The sequence below is a fragment of the Micrococcus sp. M4NT genome, from assembly GCF_033790745.1.
Taxonomy (GTDB): Bacteria; Actinomycetota; Actinomycetes; order Actinomycetales; family Micrococcaceae; genus Micrococcus.
The window spans coordinates 25,795-42,524 of the sequence record NZ_JAMYEH010000001.1; the positions used below are offsets into that span (position 1 = coordinate 25,795).

Here is a 16,730-nt window from a genome sequence, read left to right on the forward strand (position 1 = left end):
CCCGTTCAGACCCGGGGCACGAGGTCCAGCACGACCGCCTCGGGCCGGCACGCGAACCGCACGGGTGCCGACGGCGCCGAGCCGAGCCCGGCGGACACCTCGAGGGGCACGGTGCGCCCCGCCGCGGTCCACGTGGACACGCCCGAGGCCTGGGAGCGGGGCAGGTCGCAGTTGGTCACGATCGCCCCGAAGCACGGGAGGCACACCTGCCCGCCGTGCGTGTGGCCGGCCAGCAGCAGGTCGGCACCGTCCGCCGTCATGGCGTCCAGCACCCGCCGGTACGGGGCGTGGGTGACGCCGAGGCGGAGGACGCCGTCGTCGGGACGGGCCGCCGCACCTGCCGGCGCCGCGGCCTCCTCCGGGAAGCCCGGCCACGCGTCGAGGCCGAGGTGCGGGTCGTCCGTGCCGGCGGCCGCGATGCGCGTCGGCACGCCACCCTCGGAGCCCATCTCGAGCACGGCCCCCCGGTTGGTCAGGTCCGCCCACCCGGCGGCACGGAAGGCGCCGAACAGCTCGCCGTGCGGCAGCTCGGCCCGCCCGGCCTCCATCCGGGAGGGCCCCCGGAGGTAGCGCAGCGGATTGGCCGGCTTGGGCGAGTAGTAGTCGTTGGACCCGGGGACGAACACGCCGGGCATGTCCAGCAGCGGGGCCAGCCCGTCGAGGACGAGCGGCACGGAGGCCGCCGCGGAGATGTTGTCCCCCGTGTTCACCACGAGGTCCGGCTCCAGGTCCGCGAGCCCGCGCAGCCACGCGAGCTTCGCGCGGTGCCGGGGGAGCAGGTGGATGTCGGAGAGGTGCAGCACGCGCATCGGCCGCGCCCCCGCGGGCAGGACCGCGAGCGTGTGCGTCCGCACCACCCGGGCCTCGGCCTCGGCGAGGCCCCAGGCCAGGCCGAGGGCCGCCGTCGTGCCCGCGCCGACGGCGACCCGCGCGCCGGTGCGCACGAGCCGCCGTCCGCGGCCCCGGGTGAGGTCCACGGTGCTCATTCCGGGACGTTCTCGGGGTCGGCGCCGCCACGCTGGATGTCCTCCACGAAGAAGTCCGTGCCGTCCGGGTGCGGGCCTTCCTCGCCGGGGTCCTCGGACTGCGGTCCGGAGTACTCGGGGAGCTCTCCCGGGGGGTAGATCTCCTTCGCGCGCTGGTTGAACTCGAGCCAGGACGGGCCGTTGAAGGTGGTGCCATAGAAGACGTCGCGCTTCTGGCCGCGGACGGTCTCGCCGATCATCGACTTCAGGTTGGTGTACCGGCCGGACCACACGGCCGTCGCCAGCTCGGTGGTGTAGCCCACGAACCACGTGGAGGAGTTGTTGTTGTTGGTGCCGGACTTGCCGGCGAACTCGTAGCCCGCGCCGTCCGGGGCCAGGTTGTAGCCGGCGTGGTGGCGCAGAACGGGGGTCAGCTCGGCCACGTGCTCGGGGGCGACGACCTGGGTGCAGGTCGGCTCGCCCACGTCGTACTGGTTGCCGGTGGTGTCCGTGACCTCGAGGATCGCGCGCGGCTCGCAGTACAGGCCGTTCGCGGCGAGGGCCGCGTAGGCCCCGGCGAGGGAGAGCGGCGCCACGGAGTCCGAGCCCAGCAGGAAGGTGGGCTCGTCCGGCTGCAGCGGGGAGCCGTCGATCGCCCGGCGGATGCCCAGCTGGGTCGTGAGGTTCGTGATGTCGCAGAGGTCCATCTGGTAGGCCGTGGCCACGGTCGGCGTGTTGACGGACCAGAAGATGCCCTCGTCGATGCGGTCCCGCTTCACGAGGCCGTCCACCACGTTGTTGATGTTCCAGTCGGTGCCGATGCTGACGTACCCGCCGGGCCGGCACGAGGCCTGGAAGCGGGTGCCCGCGGGGTAGAGGTTCCGCGAGGCGTCCACGGTGTCCACCAGGTGGTTGCCGTTGCGCAGCCACGCGAGCGCCACGAAGGGCTTCAGGGTGGAGCCGGCCTGGAAGCCGGCGCCGCCGCCCCACTCGCGCTCCGCGTTGAGGTTGAGAGTGGTCCGGCCCAGCTCGTCCATGATGGCGTACTCGGTGTTCTGCGCCATCGTGCGGATGTTTCCCGTGCCCGGCTCGAGGGACACGAGGGCCTGGCCGGCGCCGTAGGCCTCGTCGTTCGGGATGGCGCGGCGCGTGATGTCCTCGGCGGACTTCTGCAGCTCGGTGTTCAGGGTGGTGCGGATGGTCAGGCCACCGCGGTCCAGGAGGGCGCGGCGGGAGAGCACGTCGGGTCCGAAGGTGGGATCGGCCAGGACCTGGCGCTCCACGTAGTCGCAGAAGTAGGCGCCGAACTCGGCGTTGAGGCAGCCGGAGGGCACGCCCTTCATCACGACCTCGAGGGGCTGGGCGAGGGCGTGCTGCAGCTCCTCCTCGCTCAGGTAGCCGTTGTTGCGCATGGCGCGCAGCACGGTGTCCCGGCGGTTCGTGGTGCCCTCGGGGTTGCGGGAAGGGTTGTAGCCGGTGGGGGACTGGACCATGCCGGCCAGGGTGGCGGCCTCCCAGCTCTCCAGCTCGGCGGCGGGCTTGCCGAAGACGTACTGGGACGCGGCCTCCACGCCGTAGGCGCGGCCCTGGAAGAGCGTGATGTTGAGGTAGCCCTCGAGGATCTGCTCCTTGGACATCTGCTTCTCCGCGGCCACCGCGAGCTTGATCTCCTTGACCTTGTCCGACACGTTCTTGTTGCCGGAGATGGTCAGGCGGGAGTCGCCGCGGATCTGCTGGGAGTTGATCAGCAGCTGGTTGACGTACTGCTGGGTCAGCGTCGAGGCTCCCTGGGTGGAGTCCGAGGTGGCGTTGTGCACGGCCGCGCGGACCAGGCCGCGCGCGTCCACGCCCTCGTGCTGGAAGAAGCGGGCGTCCTCGATGGCCACGATCGCGTGCTCCATGTGGTCCGAGACCTGGTCCAGGGTGACCGGCGTGCGGTTCTCCGCATAGAACGTGGCCAGCACCTGGCCGTCCTCCGAGACGATCGTGGAAGGGACCGAGACGGGCTCCGTGGGCAGCTCGTCCGGCATCCGGTCCAGCATGTCCTGCCCCACGCCCACGCCCGCGCCCGCGAGGCTCACGGCCGGCAGCATCAGCCCCGCCACGAGCAGCCCCGCCAGGGCGGAGAGCCCCAGGTACGCCAGCATCCGTCCGAGGACGCTGGAGCGAGCGGGGAGGGGGGACTTGCGGGACGCCATGGCGGGAAGTGTATCCCGCGTGGCTGGGCCGCCCTGCGGGCGGGACGCGTGCTCGCTACGCTGGTCCCATGACCCAGCACACGCGGTGGGAGTACTCCACCATCCCCCTCCTCATCCACGCGACCAAGCAGATCCTCGACCAGTGGGGTGAGGACGGCTGGGAGCTCGTGGCCGTGATCCCCGGCCCCGAGGGCGCCAACCCCGTGGCCTATCTCAAGCGCCCCAAGGCCGCGTGAGCCCGATGACCGAGCCCGACCGCCCCTCCTGGGGCTCCGGGACCGCGGCGGACCGGCTCGCCGCGCTGGGCCTCGCCCGGCCGGCCGTCGCCGCCCCCGTGGGCTCCTACGTCCCCGCCGTGCGGGACGGGGACCTCGTCCTCACCTCCGGCCAGCTGCCCTTCGTGGACGGCGCCCTGCCGGCCACCGGCAAGGTCGGCGCGGAGGTGGACCCGCAGCGGGCCGCCGAGCTGGCCCGCGTCGCCGCGGTGAACGCCGTGGCGGCCGTGCATGAGGTGGTCGGCGACCTCGAGCGCGTCGTCCAGGTGGTCAAGGTGGTCGGCTTCGTGGCCTCCGCCCCCGACTTCACCGGTCAGCCCGGCGTGATCAACGGCGCCTCGGACGTGCTCGCCGAGATCTTCGGCGACGCGGGCCGCCATGCCCGCTCCGCCGTCGGCGTGGCCGTGCTGCCCCTGGACGCGCCCGTGGAGGTCGAGATCACTGTCCGCGTCCGCTGACGCCGCCGCGCGGCGGGTCCCCGTCCCGGATCAGGACGTGGACCTCACCCGCCAGTGGCTCGCCCAGCGATTCCGGCAGGTGCGCCCCGCCCGTCCGGCGTCCGCCGTCGTGATGGTGCGCGAGGGGACGGACGGGCCCGAGGTGCTGCTGCGCCACCGGACGGGGAACACTCCCCTCGGGCGGGTGGGCCTTCCCGGGGGCTCGCTCTCCACCTCGGACGCGGAGACGTGCCGGTGGTTCGGGCCCGAGCCCGCGCGCTGGTCCGCGTGCCTCGGCATCCCGGATCGGCGCCGCGCCCGCCAGCACGTGGTGGCCGCGGTCCGCGAGCTCTTCGAGGAGACCGGCGTCCTGTTGGCGGGGCGCTCGGACGGGGACATCGTGCTCCAGCCCCGTGGCCGCTCCTGGGGCGGGACACGGGCCTCCCTCGAGCAGGGGGAGGCGGGACTGCCCTCGCTCCTGGACTCCCGCGGTCTGGGACTGCGCGCCGACCTGCTGCGCCCGCTCGAGCGCTGGCAGTCCGCCCTCCACAGCCACCGGCGCTTCGACACGGTGGTGTTCGCCGCGGCCCTGCCGCCGCAGCAGACCGCGTCGGAGGCGGCCGCCGGCGCGAGCGAGCGGGGCTGGTGCTCCGCGCGACGGATCCTCGAGGGGCCCGTGGCCCTGCCCGGTCCGGAGGGCTGGCTCGGCGAGGCGGGCACGGTGCGCCTCGACCAGGTCTCCACGCCCATGACCCAGGCGCTGCTGCGGCGTGTGGCCGCCCACCGCACGGCCGCCGCCTTCCTGCTCTCCCTCACGGAAGGGGTGGGGCGGGGCGCCATCCCGCAGCGCACCGTGGTCACCGAGCCCGACGACGGCAGCGGCCGCCTGTGGATGCACGCCGAGGAGACCGGGCGGCACTGAGCACACACGAGGGGGCCCGCCTTTCGGCGGGCCCCCTCGTGTGTGCGGTGCGGGTCAGCGCGAACGCTGGCGTAGGCGCTGCAGGTCCAGGATCACGACGGCGCGGTTCTCGAGGCGGATCCAGCCGCGCTGCACGAACTCGGCGAGCGCCTTGTTCACGGTCTCGCGAGAGGCGCCCACCAGCTGGGCCAGCTCCTCCTGCGTGAGGTCGTGGGCCACGAGGAGCCCGTCCGCCGCGGGGCGGCCGAAGCGGTCCGCCAGGTCCAGGAGCGCCTTCGCGACGCGGCCCGGAACGTCGGAGAAGACCAGGTCCGCGAGGGACTCGTTGGTCTTGGACAGGCGCTGGGCGAGGGCCTGGAGCAGCTGGAGGGAGACCTCGGGGGAGGACGCGATCGCGCGGCGCAGGTTCTCGTGGCGCAGGCCCGCGAGGCGGGCGGCCGAGACCGCGGTGGCGGTGGCGCTGCGCGGCGCGGGGTTGAACAGGGCCATCTCGCCGAAGATCTCACCGGGGCCGAGCACGGCCACGAGGTTCTCGCGCCCGTCTGGAGCCGTCCGGCCGAGCTTCACCTTGCCGGACATGATCACGTACAGCTGGTCGCCCTGATCGCCCTCATGGAACGCGGACGAGCCGCGCGAGAGCTCCACCTCGGTCAGCTCGGAGGTCAGGATGGCGAACACCTCGTCGTCCAGGTGAGTGAACAGCGGGGCCTTCCGCAGAACCTCGAGATCCATGTGCGTCCTTCCTCTGCCTGTCTCACCCCGACGGCGTGCCGCCGAAGTCTGTCCGGTCCATTGTGCCCCATGCCCCTCGAGGCTGCCGATACCCTGGAGTCCCCCACGGCGCCTGCCGACGCGGACGCTCCGCGCGGGGAGAGGATGAGGAGTGGACACGGGATGATCTTCGGCCTGACCTGGTTGGACGCGGTGCTGCTCGTGCTCCTGGTCATGTTCTTCGTGCAGGGCCATCGCCGTGGCCTCGGCGTCGTGCTGGGCAACCTGGCGGGGTTCATCGCGGGCGCGCTCATCGCCTTCCTCGCCGTGCCCGTCGTCTCCCAGTGGGCCACCGGCACGGGCTGGCGGTGGGTGCTCACCCTGGTCACGGTGGTGGCCCTCGTCGCCTCGGGCCAGTACGTCGGCGCGGCGATCGGCGCGCAGCTGCGCCTGCGCATCGGTCCGCCCGTGCTGCGCCGCGTGGACCGGCTCCTCGGCGCGCTGGCGTCGGTGCTCGTGGCCGCGCTCGTGATGGGCCTCCTCTCCTTCTCCCTCGGTGCCCTGGGCAACACCGCGGTCACCCGTGAGGTCGCCCGGTCCCGCGTGCTCACCACGGTGGACGCCGCCATGCCCGACGCTGTTCTCTCGTGGGCGGCCCGCGCCCGCGCCGCGGTCGCCGGCCTCGACGGCCTCCCCGAGGTGGAGCTGCCCGCACCCGCCGAGGACGCCGACGCGCCCGACCTGCCGCCCGTGACCGCGGCGCTCGGCTCCGGCGCCACGGGGTCCGGCCGCCCCGACGCCGCTGCCGTTCCCGGCTCCTCGGCCGCGGCCCCCGGTGGTGAGCCGTCCGGCGGCGCGGCCCCTGCGGACACCCCGGGCGCGGCCCGGCCCGGCGAGGCCGGCACCCCCGGCGACGCGGGCACCCCGGGCGAGCCGGGGTCGGCCACGTCGCCGACGTCTGCCGACGACTCGGCGGGAGCGGGGCCTGCACCGCTCCCCAGCACCCCCGCGCAGGGGGAGCCCGGCGCGCCCGAGCCGGACGCCGCACCGTCGCGCTCCCAGCCGGACGCGCCCGCAGACCCGGCCTCCTCCGCGCCCGCACCGGCCGCCGCGGCGTCGAGCCCGACGACGGCGGCTGCCCGTCCGTCCGGACCGGCCGCCGCACCGCAGCCGGCGCCGGCCGCGGACGTGTCCCGCTCCGTGGTCCGCCTGACCGGCACCGCCACGGCCTGCGCGCAGGTCCAGAGCGGCTCCGGAGTGGCGATCGCCCCGGACCGCGTGCTCACCAACGCCCACGTGGTGGCCGGCGTCCCCGCGCCCACCGTGCTCGACCGCGACCGCGGCGTGTACTCGGCACGCGTCGTCCTCCTGGACACGGCCCGGGACCTCGCGGTGCTCGCCGTCGACGGGGCGCAGCTGCCCGTGGCGCGTCTGGGTGCGGAGCTGGGCGTGGGCGACACGGCCACGGCCATGGGCTACCCGGACAGCGGCCCGTTCGCCACCACCGCCGCCCGCGTGCAGGCCGTGGGCGAGGTCCCGCTCGAGGCCGTCGGCGGCGGCGCCGTCTCCGCGGTGGACGTCTACACCCTCGAGGCGGACATCCGCCACGGATACTCCGGCGGGCCCGTGGTGGCGGAGGACGGCACGCTCGCCGGCCTCGTGTTCGCCCGCGCGCCGGGGTCGGGTCAGATCGGCTACGCCCTCACGGCGGACGCGATCGCCCGGACGGTGGCCGTCGCGCCCAGCCTGAGCTCCACCGTCTCCGCGGGGCAGTGCGTCGTGGGGGGCTGACCCGTACCCCCGCCGCGTCTGCATCCTGGACGCGGGTTCCCACGCATCGGACGATGTCGTATTGTGTGGTCGATCACATCTGCACCCCGTCCTTCCCCGGAGGTCCCCCATGTCCACATCCGTCTCCGCCACGGACGCCGCACCGCGGCAGTCCCGTGAGGAGTTCACCGGCCGCTGGGCCTTCATCCTCGCGGCAATCGGCTCGGCGGTCGGCCTCGGCAACATCTGGCGCTTCCCCTACGTGGCGTACGAGAACGGCGGCGGCGCCTTCGTCGTCCCCTACCTCATCGCGCTCCTCACCGCTGGCATCCCGCTGCTGTTCTTCGACTACGCGATCGGCCACCGCTTCCGGGGCTCGGCGCCCCTGGCCTTCCGCCGGCTGAACCGCTGGGCCGAGGCCATCGGCTGGTGGCAGGTGCTCATCTGTGTGGTCATCGGCATCTACTACGCGGCCATCATCGCGTGGTCCATCCGCTACACGGGCTTCTCCCTCACCCAGGCGTGGGGCGACGACCCCGAGGGCTTCTTCAACGGGACCTACCTCCAGGTGGCCGACGCCCCGCAGCCCTCGTTCGACATCGTGCCCGGCGTGTTCTGGCCGATGCTCGCGGTGTGGGTCATCCTCATCCTCGTGATGGGCTTCGGCATCCGCCGCGGCGTCGCGCTGGCCTCCATGATCGGCATTCCGCTGCTCATCGTCATGTTCCTCGTGCTGGTCGTCATCGCCCTCACCCTGCCGGGCGCCACGCAGGGCCTCGACGCCCTCTTCACCCCGAACTGGGCGGCCCTGGCCGAGCCGGGCGTGTGGATCGCGGCCTACGGTCAGATCTTCTTCTCCCTCTCCGTGGGCTTCGGCATCATGATCACCTACGCGTCCTACCTGAAGAAGCGCACGAACCTGACGGGCTCCGGCCTCGTGGTCGGCCTGTCCAACTCGGGCTTCGAGATCCTCGCCGGCATCGGCGTGTTCTCGGCTCTGGGCTTCATGGCGCAGGCCTCCGGCGTGCGCGTGGACGAGGTGGTGGCCAGCGGAATCGGCCTGGCCTTCGTCGCGTTCCCGACGCTGATCTCCCAGGCCCCCATGGGCGCCGTCGTGGGCATCCTCTTCTTCGGCTCCCTCGTGATCGCGGGGTTCACCTCGCTCATCTCCATCCTCGAGGTCGTGGTCTCGGCGGTGAAGGACAAGCTGGGCTGGGGCCGCTGGACCACCGTGCTGGTGGTGGTCGGCCTCTCGGCCGTCGTGTCCCTCGCACTGTTCTCCACCACCACGGGCCTCTACATGCTGGACACCATGGACGCCTTCGCCAACAACTTCGGCATCGTGGGCGCCGCCCTCATGTCGGTGCTCGTGGTGACGGCCGTCCTCGGCTCGGCGCGCCGGATCGTGGCCCACCTCAACGCGGTCTCCTCGTTCCGTGTGGGCGGGATCTTCACGCTGCTGATCGGCGTGGTCATGCCCCTGGTGCTCTCCTACATCTGGCTCTCCTGGATCATGGAGACCATCCGGGACGGCTACGGCGACTACCCGGGCGACTTCCTCGGCCAGTACGGCTGGGGCCTGGCCCTCGGCTCGGTGGCCTTCGCGGTGCTGCTGTCCCTGATCCCGTGGTCCAAGAAGTCGAACCTCTATGAAGAGCCCGTGGAGAACGAGATCCACGGCGACCTCATCCCGACCCACGCGGTCCCGGCCGGCACCACGCCCACCGGCGCCATCCCCGTGGTCCGCACGGACACGACGGACCCATCCGTCGACGCGGCGGCCCGGGCCGTCCGGAAGGAGCACTGAGCCATGAGCACCGCCGCCATCATGATGATGACCCTCGCGATCGTCCTGGTCTGGGGAGGTCTGGTCGTCGCGATGATCCACCTCGTGCGGCACCCGGACGAGACCTCCGGCCACCTTCCGGACGAGGCCTGGGACGCAGCCGACGAGGAGGCGTTCGGAGCCCCGGTGGACGACGACGCCCCCGCTCACCGCGTCTGATGCACGCCGGATGACCTCGCGCACCCCTGCGCACCGCGAGGGCGGGGAGGCTGCCACGGCGGCCTCCCCGCCCTCGCGTGTCGCCGCGCCGTCCCTGCCGTGTCTGTCGGTCGACCGCTCGGCCCCGCATCCCGCCTCGGCGCAGCTCGTGGACGCCGTCGTGGACGCCGTGGCCCGCGGTCTCCTCGCCCGCGGCGACCGCCTCCCGCCCGTGCGCACGCTGGCCGGGGAGCTCGGGCTCGCCCCGGGCACCGTGGCCAAGGCCTACAAGGAGCTCGAGGCTCGCGGGGCCGTGGAGACCCGCGGTCGCGGGGGCACGTTCGTCGCGGCGTCCGAGGAGGGGTGCAGGGAGGAGGCCCGACAGGCAGCACGCCGCTTCGTGGACGAGGTCGTCGGTCGCCTCGGCTTCACGCCCGCCGACGCCGTGGAGCAGGTCCGCCTGGCCGCCGCCGCCCGGGGCTGAGGCGCCGCGGCGTCGCAACCCTGACCACGCACCAGACCTGAGCGCCACGACGAACGAGCCCTGCGACGTGGTGCCCATCCGCTCCGGATGGGCACCACGTCGCAGGGCTCGTCTGTGCTCCGCAGGTCAGGCGCGGTCGCCCAGGGTCTCCACGATGCGGTCCATGACGGTCGGATCCGCCAGGGTGGTGGCGTCGCCGGGGGTGCGGCCCTCAGCGACGTCCTTGAGGAGGCGGCGCATGATCTTCCCCGAGCGGGTCTTGGGCAGCTCCGGCACCACGAGGATGCGCTTCGGCTTGGCGATCGGGCCGATGTCGTGCCCCACGTGGGCGCGCAGCGCCTGCTCGACCTCGGCAGGGTCCAGGCCCCGGGCGGAGGCCTCCTCGGTGAGGAGGACGAAGGCGACGACGGACTGACCCGTCGTCTCGTCCGCGGCGCCGACCACGGCGGACTCCGCCACGAGCTCGTGCGCCACGAGGGAGGACTCGATCTCCTGGGTGGACAGGCGGTGGCCGGAGACGTTCATGACGTCGTCCACGCGGCCGAGCAGCCAGATGTCGCCGTCCTCGTCGTAGCGGGCGCCGTCGCCGGCGAAGTACATGCCGGGGAAACGGGACCAGTAGGTCTCCTTGAAGCGCTCCGGATCGCCCCAGATGCCCCGCAGCATGGACGGCCACGGCTCGCGCGCCACGAGGAAGCCCGCGGCGGTGCCCTCGAGGGGCTCGCCCGCCTCGTCCACCACGGTCAGCACGACGCCGGGCACGGGCTGCTGCGCCGAGCCGGGCTTGAGCGTGGTGACGCCGGGCAGGGGGGTGAGCATGTGCGCGCCGGTCTCGGTCTGCCACCAGGTGTCCACGATCGGGCAGCGCGAGCCGCCGATGACCTCGTGGAACCAGCGCCACGCCTCGGGGTTGATGGCCTCGCCCACGGTGCCCAGCAGGCGCAGGGAGGAGAGGTCGTGGCCGTCCGGGATCTGGCGGCCCCACTTCATGAAGGTGCGCACCGCGGTCGGCGCGGTGTAGAGGATGGTGACGCCGTACTTCTCGACGATCTCCCACCACCGGCCCTGGTGCGGGGAGTCCGGGGTGCCCTCGTAGATCACCTGGGTGGCGCCGTTCACGAGGGGCGCGTAGGCGACGTAGGAGTGGCCGGTGACCCAGCCGACGTCGGCGGTGCACCAGTACACGTCCGTCTCCGGCTTGAGGTCGAAGGTGTCGTGCATCGTCACGGCGCCCTGGACGAGGTAGCCGCCCGTGGTGTGGAGGATCCCCTTGGGCTTCCCGGTGGTGCCGGAGGTGTAGAGGATGAAGAGCGGGTGCTCGGCGTCGTGCCACACGAGCTCGTGCTCGTCGGAGGCGGTGGGGACCACGTCGTGCCACCAGTGGTCGCGGCCCTCGGCCATGGGCACCTCGGCCTCGTTGCGGCGCACGACGACGACGTTCTCCACGGTGTGGCCGGGGGCTGAGAGCGCCTCGTCCACGGCGGGCTTGAGCATGGAGGGCTTGCCGCGGCGGAAGGAGCCGTCCGCGGTGACGACGAGCTTCGCCTCGGCGTCGTCCACGCGGGAGCGCAGGGCGTCGGCGGAGAAGCCGCCGAACACCACGGAGTGCACGGCGCCGATGCGCGCGCACGCGAGCATCGTGATGACGGCCTCGGGGATCATGGGCAGGTAGACGGCCACGCGGTCGCCCTTGGCGACGCCCAGCGACTCGAACGCGTTGGCGGCCCGCCGCACCTCGGCGGCCAGCTCGGCGTACGTGTAGGTGCGGGTGTCGCCCGGCTCGCCCTCGAAGTGGATGGCCACACGCTCGCCGCGGCCGGCCTCCACGTGGCGGTCCAGTGCGTTGTAGGCGGCGTTGGTGGTGCCGTCGGCGAACCACTTCGCGAACGGGGCGTCGGAGAAGTCCAGGACCTCGGTGAAGTCCTCCTCCCAGTGCAGGGCCTCGCGGGCGCGGCGGGCCCAGTAGGCGAGCCGGTCCTCGGAGGCCTCGGCGTACAGGTCCGCCGTGGCGACGGCCTGGGCGGCGAACTCCGGTGGTGGGGGGAACGTGGGGATCTGCTCATCCATCGGGGGTGTCCTTTCGGGGCGGGGCGCGCCGGGATCTGGGGGTGGCCGGCAGGGCCGGTCGCCGGTGTGACGCGTGGCACAGGTCTGTCGGGATCAGCATGACGCGCGGGGCCGGAGGCGGCAAATCACCGCCGTTCGTGTTGCTCCCCACGGCGAGCGGCCGCCGGATGCGTTCGCGCCCGCCACCGCGGCACGGGAGAATCGGTCCATGACTCGGGAGCAGTGGGACGTGGTGGTGGCCGGCGGCGGAGCCGTGGGACGAGCTGCCCGACGCCGAGGAGGCGGAGCAGGGGGGCCGCGGCCTCACGACGCCCTGCTGCGCGACGCGGGCGCCGAGTGGGCGGACTCCCCGCAGGGCTCCTTCACGGCCGTGGCGGGGCGGCGGTCGGCGTGAGCGCGCACGGGACGACGACGCCGACGGGGGAGAGCCCGCTGGCCCTGACGCGCCGGGCGCGGCGGATCGACCGCGCGCTCGCGGAGGCGTACCCGTACGCGGTGGCCGAGCTGGACTTCGAGAACCCCTTCGAGCTGCTCGTGGCCACCGTGCTCTCGGCCCAGACGACGGACGTGCGGGTGAACTCCGTGACCCCCGCGCTGTTCGCGCGCTTCCCCGACGCGGCGGCCATGGCCGCGGCCACGGAGGTGGAGCTGCAGGAGCTCGTGCGCCCCACGGGCTTCTACAAGAACAAGGCGTCGGCGATCCTGCGGCTCTCCGTCGAGCTCGTGGAGCGCTTCGACGGGGACGTCCCCGGCCGCCTCGAGGATCTCGTGACCCTCCCGGGGGTGGGTCGCAAGACGGCGTTCGTGGTGCTGGGCAACGCGTTCGGCCGCCCCGGGATCACCGTGGACACGCACTTCGGGCGCCTGGCGCGCCGGCTCGGCTTCACGGAGGAGACCGACCCGGTGAAGGTGGAGCACGCCGTCGCCGCCCTGTTCCCGCCGCGGGACTGGACCATGCTCTCCCACCACCTCATCTTCCACGGCCGCCGCGTGTGCCACGCGCGGAAGCCGGCGTGCGGGGCCTGCCCGATCGCCCGGTGGTGCCCCAGCTACGGTGCGGGCGAGACCGACCCCGAGAGGGCGCGCTCCCTGCTGGCCTACGAGCTCAAGCCCGGCCGGGAGGAGCTGCTCGCACTCATGCGCGCGGGGCGGACGCGCCGCGAGCTCCGGGCCCTGGGGCATTCCCTCGGGGCATGAGCGGTCCGGACCAGGTCCTGACCGGGTCCTGATCGGGGCGGGGCCGGCACGCAGCGCGGCACCCGGCCGACGGACGGGGCCGGTGCCTCGGATGCGGCGCCTCACGGGGGTTCCAGCCCCCGGTGGGCGGCGGCACGGACGGCCGCGGTCAGTCGCAGCAGGCGCGGTGAGGGCAGGGTGGCGGCCTGCCAGTGCAGGGGCAGGAGGACGTCGTCGACTCCCGGCAGGCGGACGAGGCCGCCGTCGCGCAGGCCCTCGCGAGCCTGATGGTCCACGAGCATGCCCCATCCCAGGCCGGCCTCCACGCAGCGCTGGAAGGCGTCGAAGGACGGGGCGGTGTGGGTCGGCGGGGCCGTGGCGACTCCGGCGGAGCGCAGCACGATGCCCTGGAGGTCGTCCTTCACGTTGAACCGCATCATCGGCATGGCCGCGAGGTCGACGGCGCCGGCCCGCCGGTGCCGCTCGAGCAGGGCGGGCGCGGCCACGGGGACGTACCGCATGTGGCCGAGTGGCTCCGCCTCGCAGCCCGGCACGGGGACCGGCTCGGTGGTGACGGCGGCCAGCACCTCGCCCCGCCGCAGCAGCTGCGCACTGTGGTCCTGGTCCTCCACGTGCAGGTCCAGCACGGTGTCATGCCAGGCGGCGGCGTCCCGCACCACGGGCTGGAACCACGTGCCCAGGGCGTCCGCGGGCACGGCGAGCGCGGTGACGCTGCGACCGGACGCCTGCCGGCCGAGACGTGCCCAGGCCTCCTCCTCGAGGACCTGCACGTGCCGGGCCATGCGCACGAGGGCCGTGCCGGCATCGGTCGGCACGCAGGGGCTGCCTCGCCGGACCACCACCTGGCCGACGGTGTGCTCGAGCGCGCGAATCCGCTGGCTCACGGCGGACGCGCTGACGCCCAGCGTGTGGGCCGCCCCTTCGAACGAGCCCTCGTCGACGATGGCCAGCAGGGCGCGCAGCTGCTCGTGATTCATGAAGCAGAGCTTAGGAAATCGCAGGATGATGCGTTTGTCTCAGATTCGAGACCGCCCTAGCGTCAGGCTCATGTGGAACCTCGCCGTGACGGGCCTGCTCACCGGACTCGCCCTCATCGTGGCGATCGGCGCCCAGAACGCCTTCGTCCTGCGCCAGGGCGTGCGCCGTGAGCACGTGGGCCCCGTCGTCGCGGTGTGCGCGGCATCGGACGCCGTGCTGATCGTGGGAGGCACGGCCGGCGCCGCGGACGGCCGGCTCGGTGCTGGGGACCACGCTCGCCCTGACGTGGCTGAATCCGCACGTGTACCTGGACACCGTGGTGCTGCTCGGCAGCCTCGCCAACCAGCACGGCCCGGACGGACGCTGGGTGTTCGCCGCCGGCGCCGTGCTCGCCTCCCTGCTGTGGTTCTCCGGGCTGGGGTTCGGGGCGCGGCTCCTGGCCCGCCCGCTCGCCTCGCCGAGCGCGTGGCGCGTCCTGGACGTGCTCATCGCCGCGGTCATGGCGGTGCTCGCCGTGCGGCTGATGCTCAGCTGAGCCGGCGGCTCAGCCCTCGGCCAGTCGGGCGGCGACGTCCTCCACGGTGTTCCGCGCCCACACGCCGACGCCCACGAGCGTGGCCGAGGCCGGCCCGCACCAGTCGCCGTAGCCGAGCAGGTACAGGCCGGGGACGTCGGTGCTCGCGGTCGGCAGGTCGCTCCGGGTGCGGGGCACGCCGGCGCCGGTCGTGCTCAGGTCCAGCTGCCGCAGGTGGCGCAGCTCCGCGTGGAAGCCGGTGCTCCACACCATCGCGTCGAACGTGCGATCCGTGCCCCGCACCTCCGCGGCGGCCGCCGAGTCCGCCGCCCAGCCGTGCTCCAGGCCGGCGTCGTCGTCCCAGGCCGCGCCGCGCCGGGTGAGCCGGGAGACCATGGGGACCGCATGCAGCCCGCGCTCGTCGCGGGCCCGGCGCACGGGCGGGACGGCCACGATGTCCCCGAGCTCGCCGACCGACGGGCCGTCCCGGCCCAGCACCCGCGCCGAGGCGGCCTGGAACAGCACGCGGCCGTCGACGTCGTCCGGCATGAAGCGCGGCGGGCGCCGACACGCCCACGTGACCTCCGCGGCGTGGTCGAGCAGGTCCGCGGCCACCTGGGGGCCGGAGTTGCCCCCGCCCACCACGAGCACCCGCTGGTCGGTGAAGTCCTCCGGACGGCGGTAGGCCGCGGAGTGCAGCCGGCGTCCCGCGAACTCCGCGGCCCCGGGGACCGCGGGCAGGTACGGGCGGGTGAACGTGCCGGTCGCGGAGACCACGACCCCGGCGGTGAGGCGGGAGCCGTCCTCGAGGAGGAGGGTGAACGGCGGCTCCTCCGCCGCCGAGGCGTCCCGGGTGACGGTGCTGACGCGCGCGGTGCGGCGGACGGGCAGGGAGTAGCGCTGCTCGTAGTCGGCGAGGTAGTCGACGACGTGGAGCGCGTCGGGGTTGCCGGACTCCGTGGCCGAGGCGTCCGGCAGGGCCGGCATGCGGTGGCCGGGCAGGGAGGAGTGCTCCGCGGGGGAGAAGAGCTCGAGCGAGTCCCAGAAGTGGCGCCACGCGCCGCCGGGCTCCCCTGCCGCGTCCAGGATCACGAACGAGGGCGCGGGCCCCGCAGCGCGGCCGCGCTCGACGTCCCGCGCGAGCCGCTGGAGGTGGAATCCGGCGGCGAGGCCGGCCTGGCCGCCGCCGATCACAGCGACGTCGACGGCGGTCGGGGCCGCCGTCGTGGGTGCGGGGTGCGAGGCGCTCATGGCTCCGAGGCTACCGAGCCCCGCCCGCGGCCGGCGTCTCACGCACCGGGCCGTGGGTAGCGTGGGGGACATGACCGAGCCCGCCGCGCACCCTGCGTCCGCCCCCGCCCTCCCCGGCTCGATCGCGGGGGCACGCGACCAGCTGACCGCCCTCACGGCCCGGTGGGGCGTGGCCGAGGTCCCCGGCCGCCACGACGCCGCCGCGCTCACCGCGGTCCCGGACGGCGCCGCCTCTGCGTGGGGCCTGGACTGGCCCCGCCCGGTGCAGGCGCGCCCCTCGGCCGTGCTCATCCTCGTCGGCGCACTCGACGACGTCCCGGCGGTCCACGACGCCGGCCGCGTCCACCCCGCCGTGGACGTCCTGCTCACGCAGCGCGCGTCCACCCTGCGCCAGCACGCGGGGCAGATCGCCTTCCCCGGCGGACGCGTGGACCCCGAGGACGCGGACGTGGTGGCCACGGCCCTGCGCGAGGCCCGTGAGGAGACGGGGCTGGATCCGGACGGCGTCGAGGTGCTGGGCGTCCTGCCCCCGGTGCCCCTGATCGTGTCCGGCCACGTGGTGCACCCCGTGATCGGGTGGTGGTGCCGCCCGGGTCGCGTGGCCGTGGTGGACGAGGCCGAGGCCGCCGCCGTGTTCCGCCTGCCCGTGGCCGACCTCGTGGCCCCGCAGAACCGGTGCCGGGTGGCGCGGCCCGGCGGCCGCCGCGGCGAGACTCCCGGCTTCCTCGTGGGGGAGCGGCTCGTGTGGGGGTTCACGGCGGCACTGCTGGACCGGCTGCTGGACCTGCTCGACTGGTCCGTGCCCTGGGACCGGAGCCGCGTGATCGACGCCGAGACGTGGGAGCCGGTCAGCGACTGACGGGGCAGGGGCGCTGACGCGATCCCACGGCTGAAGGGGGCCGGGCGGTGGCGGCACGGTGCCGCCGGAGACCTCTGAGGCCCGGCGGCTCCTGCACAGGCGGCGCCCGGGGCTCGCA

15 protein-coding genes and 1 pseudogene are annotated in these 16,730 nt (G+C 74.1%); 10 read left to right on the top strand and 6 right to left on the bottom strand.

The genetic code is table 11. From position 1 onward, the window contains the following. Positions 1–5 precede the first annotated feature (5 nt). Entirely contained in the window at positions 6–986 is a 981-nt protein-coding gene (locus NJC10_RS00115; protein ID WP_319073833.1) for a metallophosphoesterase, read from the bottom strand. Beyond that, the gene (locus NJC10_RS00120; protein ID WP_319073835.1) at positions 983–3,163 is read right to left on the bottom strand and encodes a transglycosylase domain-containing protein; all 2,181 of its coding nucleotides are present in this window, start codon (positions 3,161–3,163) and stop codon (positions 983–985) included. Before NJC10_RS00120 ends, NJC10_RS00115 begins: the two co-directional genes overlap by 4 nt. 68 nt (positions 3,164–3,231) lie before the next feature. Between NJC10_RS00120 and NJC10_RS00125 the strand changes: the two genes are divergently transcribed. From NJC10_RS00125 to NJC10_RS00135, 3 genes are read left to right on the top strand one after another with little or no spacing between them, the layout of a single operon-like run. Further along, positions 3,232–3,399, top strand: a complete 168-nt coding sequence (locus NJC10_RS00125; protein WP_248117929.1) for a DUF4177 domain-containing protein — start codon at positions 3,232–3,234, stop codon at positions 3,397–3,399. A 5-nt stretch (positions 3,400–3,404) separates the two neighbouring features. Next, positions 3,405–3,896: a RidA family protein gene (locus NJC10_RS00130; protein ID WP_248117932.1), complete on the top strand. Its 492-nt coding sequence runs from the start codon at positions 3,405–3,407 to the stop codon at positions 3,894–3,896. 37 nt (positions 3,897–3,933) lie between these two features. Next, positions 3,934–4,797, top strand: a complete 864-nt coding sequence (locus tag NJC10_RS00135) for an NUDIX hydrolase (protein ID WP_298712600.1) — start codon at positions 3,934–3,936, stop codon at positions 4,795–4,797. A 54-nt stretch (positions 4,798–4,851) separates the two neighbouring features. Here NJC10_RS00135 and NJC10_RS00140 read toward each other — a convergent pair whose 3' ends face one another. Then, positions 4,852–5,529, bottom strand: a complete 678-nt coding sequence (locus NJC10_RS00140) for a Crp/Fnr family transcriptional regulator (RefSeq protein WP_248117936.1) — start codon at positions 5,527–5,529, stop codon at positions 4,852–4,854. Positions 5,530–5,691: 162 nt separating this feature from the next. On the opposite strand from NJC10_RS00140, the gene NJC10_RS00145 reads away from it, so the two are divergent. From NJC10_RS00145 to NJC10_RS00160, 4 genes are all read left to right on the top strand, one after another. After that, entirely contained in the window at positions 5,692–7,299 is a 1,608-nt protein-coding gene (locus NJC10_RS00145; RefSeq protein ID WP_319073840.1) for a CvpA family protein, read from the top strand. Between the two features lie 109 nt (positions 7,300–7,408). Further along, positions 7,409–9,085, top strand: a complete 1,677-nt coding sequence (locus tag NJC10_RS00150) for a sodium-dependent transporter (RefSeq protein ID WP_319073842.1) — start codon at positions 7,409–7,411, stop codon at positions 9,083–9,085. A 3-nt stretch (positions 9,086–9,088) separates the two neighbouring features. Further along, the gene (locus NJC10_RS00155; RefSeq protein ID WP_248117941.1) at positions 9,089–9,283 is read left to right on the top strand and encodes a methionine/alanine import family NSS transporter small subunit; all 195 of its coding nucleotides are present in this window, start codon (positions 9,089–9,091) and stop codon (positions 9,281–9,283) included. A 10-nt stretch (positions 9,284–9,293) separates the two neighbouring features. Then, complete coding sequence (locus NJC10_RS00160; RefSeq protein ID WP_319073844.1) at positions 9,294–9,746, top strand: GntR family transcriptional regulator; 453 nt, start codon at positions 9,294–9,296, stop codon at positions 9,744–9,746. Between the two features lie 126 nt (positions 9,747–9,872). On the opposite strand, the gene acs is transcribed toward NJC10_RS00160, so the two are convergent. Further along, complete coding sequence (gene acs / locus NJC10_RS00165) at positions 9,873–11,813, bottom strand: acetate--CoA ligase (RefSeq protein WP_298712613.1); 1,941 nt, start codon at positions 11,811–11,813, stop codon at positions 9,873–9,875. 390 nt (positions 11,814–12,203) lie between these two features. On the opposite strand from acs, the gene nth reads away from it, so the two are divergent. Further along, positions 12,204–13,010, top strand: coding sequence for an endonuclease III (gene nth, locus NJC10_RS00170; RefSeq protein ID WP_298984992.1), 807 nt, complete (start codon positions 12,204–12,206; stop codon positions 13,008–13,010). Between the two features lie 101 nt (positions 13,011–13,111). Here the strand turns inward: nth and NJC10_RS00175 are convergent, their stop codons facing one another. Continuing rightward, entirely contained in the window at positions 13,112–13,987 is an 876-nt protein-coding gene (locus NJC10_RS00175; RefSeq protein ID WP_319073847.1) for an ArgP/LysG family DNA-binding transcriptional regulator, read from the bottom strand. Positions 13,988–14,057: 70 nt separating this feature from the next. On the opposite strand from NJC10_RS00175, the pseudogene NJC10_RS00180 reads away from it, so the two are divergent. Next, positions 14,058–14,523 (top strand): annotated as a pseudogene (locus tag NJC10_RS00180) (LysE/ArgO family amino acid transporter). Positions 14,524–14,532: 9 nt separating this feature from the next. Here the strand turns inward: NJC10_RS00180 and NJC10_RS00185 are convergent. Beyond that, complete coding sequence (locus tag NJC10_RS00185) at positions 14,533–15,753, bottom strand: NAD(P)-binding domain-containing protein (RefSeq protein WP_298712622.1); 1,221 nt, start codon at positions 15,751–15,753, stop codon at positions 14,533–14,535. Between the two features lie 70 nt (positions 15,754–15,823). On the opposite strand from NJC10_RS00185, the gene NJC10_RS00190 reads away from it, so the two are divergent. Further along, complete coding sequence (locus tag NJC10_RS00190) at positions 15,824–16,612, top strand: NUDIX hydrolase (protein ID WP_248117962.1); 789 nt, start codon at positions 15,824–15,826, stop codon at positions 16,610–16,612. The last annotated feature ends 118 nt before the right edge of the window (positions 16,613–16,730 follow it).

Coding starts and splice junctions, on each gene's coding strand:
- NJC10_RS00150 (WP_319073842.1), top strand. CDS start 7,409: ATGTCCACATCCGTCTCCGCCACGGACGCCGCACCGCGGCAGTCCCGT.
- NJC10_RS00115 (WP_319073833.1), bottom strand. CDS start 986: ATGAGCACCGTGGACCTCACCCGGGGCCGCGGACGGCGGCTCGTGCGC.
- acs (WP_298712613.1), bottom strand. CDS start 11,813: ATGGATGAGCAGATCCCCACGTTCCCCCCACCACCGGAGTTCGCCGCC.
- NJC10_RS00120 (WP_319073835.1), bottom strand. CDS start 3,163: ATGGCGTCCCGCAAGTCCCCCCTCCCCGCTCGCTCCAGCGTCCTCGGA.
- NJC10_RS00125 (WP_248117929.1), top strand. CDS start 3,232: ATGACCCAGCACACGCGGTGGGAGTACTCCACCATCCCCCTCCTCATC.
- NJC10_RS00185 (WP_298712622.1), bottom strand. CDS start 15,753: ATGAGCGCCTCGCACCCCGCACCCACGACGGCGGCCCCGACCGCCGTC.
- NJC10_RS00155 (WP_248117941.1), top strand. CDS start 9,089: ATGAGCACCGCCGCCATCATGATGATGACCCTCGCGATCGTCCTGGTC.
- NJC10_RS00140 (WP_248117936.1), bottom strand. CDS start 5,529: ATGGATCTCGAGGTTCTGCGGAAGGCCCCGCTGTTCACTCACCTGGAC.
- NJC10_RS00190 (WP_248117962.1), top strand. CDS start 15,824: ATGACCGAGCCCGCCGCGCACCCTGCGTCCGCCCCCGCCCTCCCCGGC.
- NJC10_RS00130 (WP_248117932.1), top strand. CDS start 3,405: ATGACCGAGCCCGACCGCCCCTCCTGGGGCTCCGGGACCGCGGCGGAC.
- NJC10_RS00145 (WP_319073840.1), top strand. CDS start 5,692: ATGATCTTCGGCCTGACCTGGTTGGACGCGGTGCTGCTCGTGCTCCTG.
- NJC10_RS00175 (WP_319073847.1), bottom strand. CDS start 13,987: ATGAATCACGAGCAGCTGCGCGCCCTGCTGGCCATCGTCGACGAGGGC.
- NJC10_RS00160 (WP_319073844.1), top strand. CDS start 9,294: ATGACCTCGCGCACCCCTGCGCACCGCGAGGGCGGGGAGGCTGCCACG.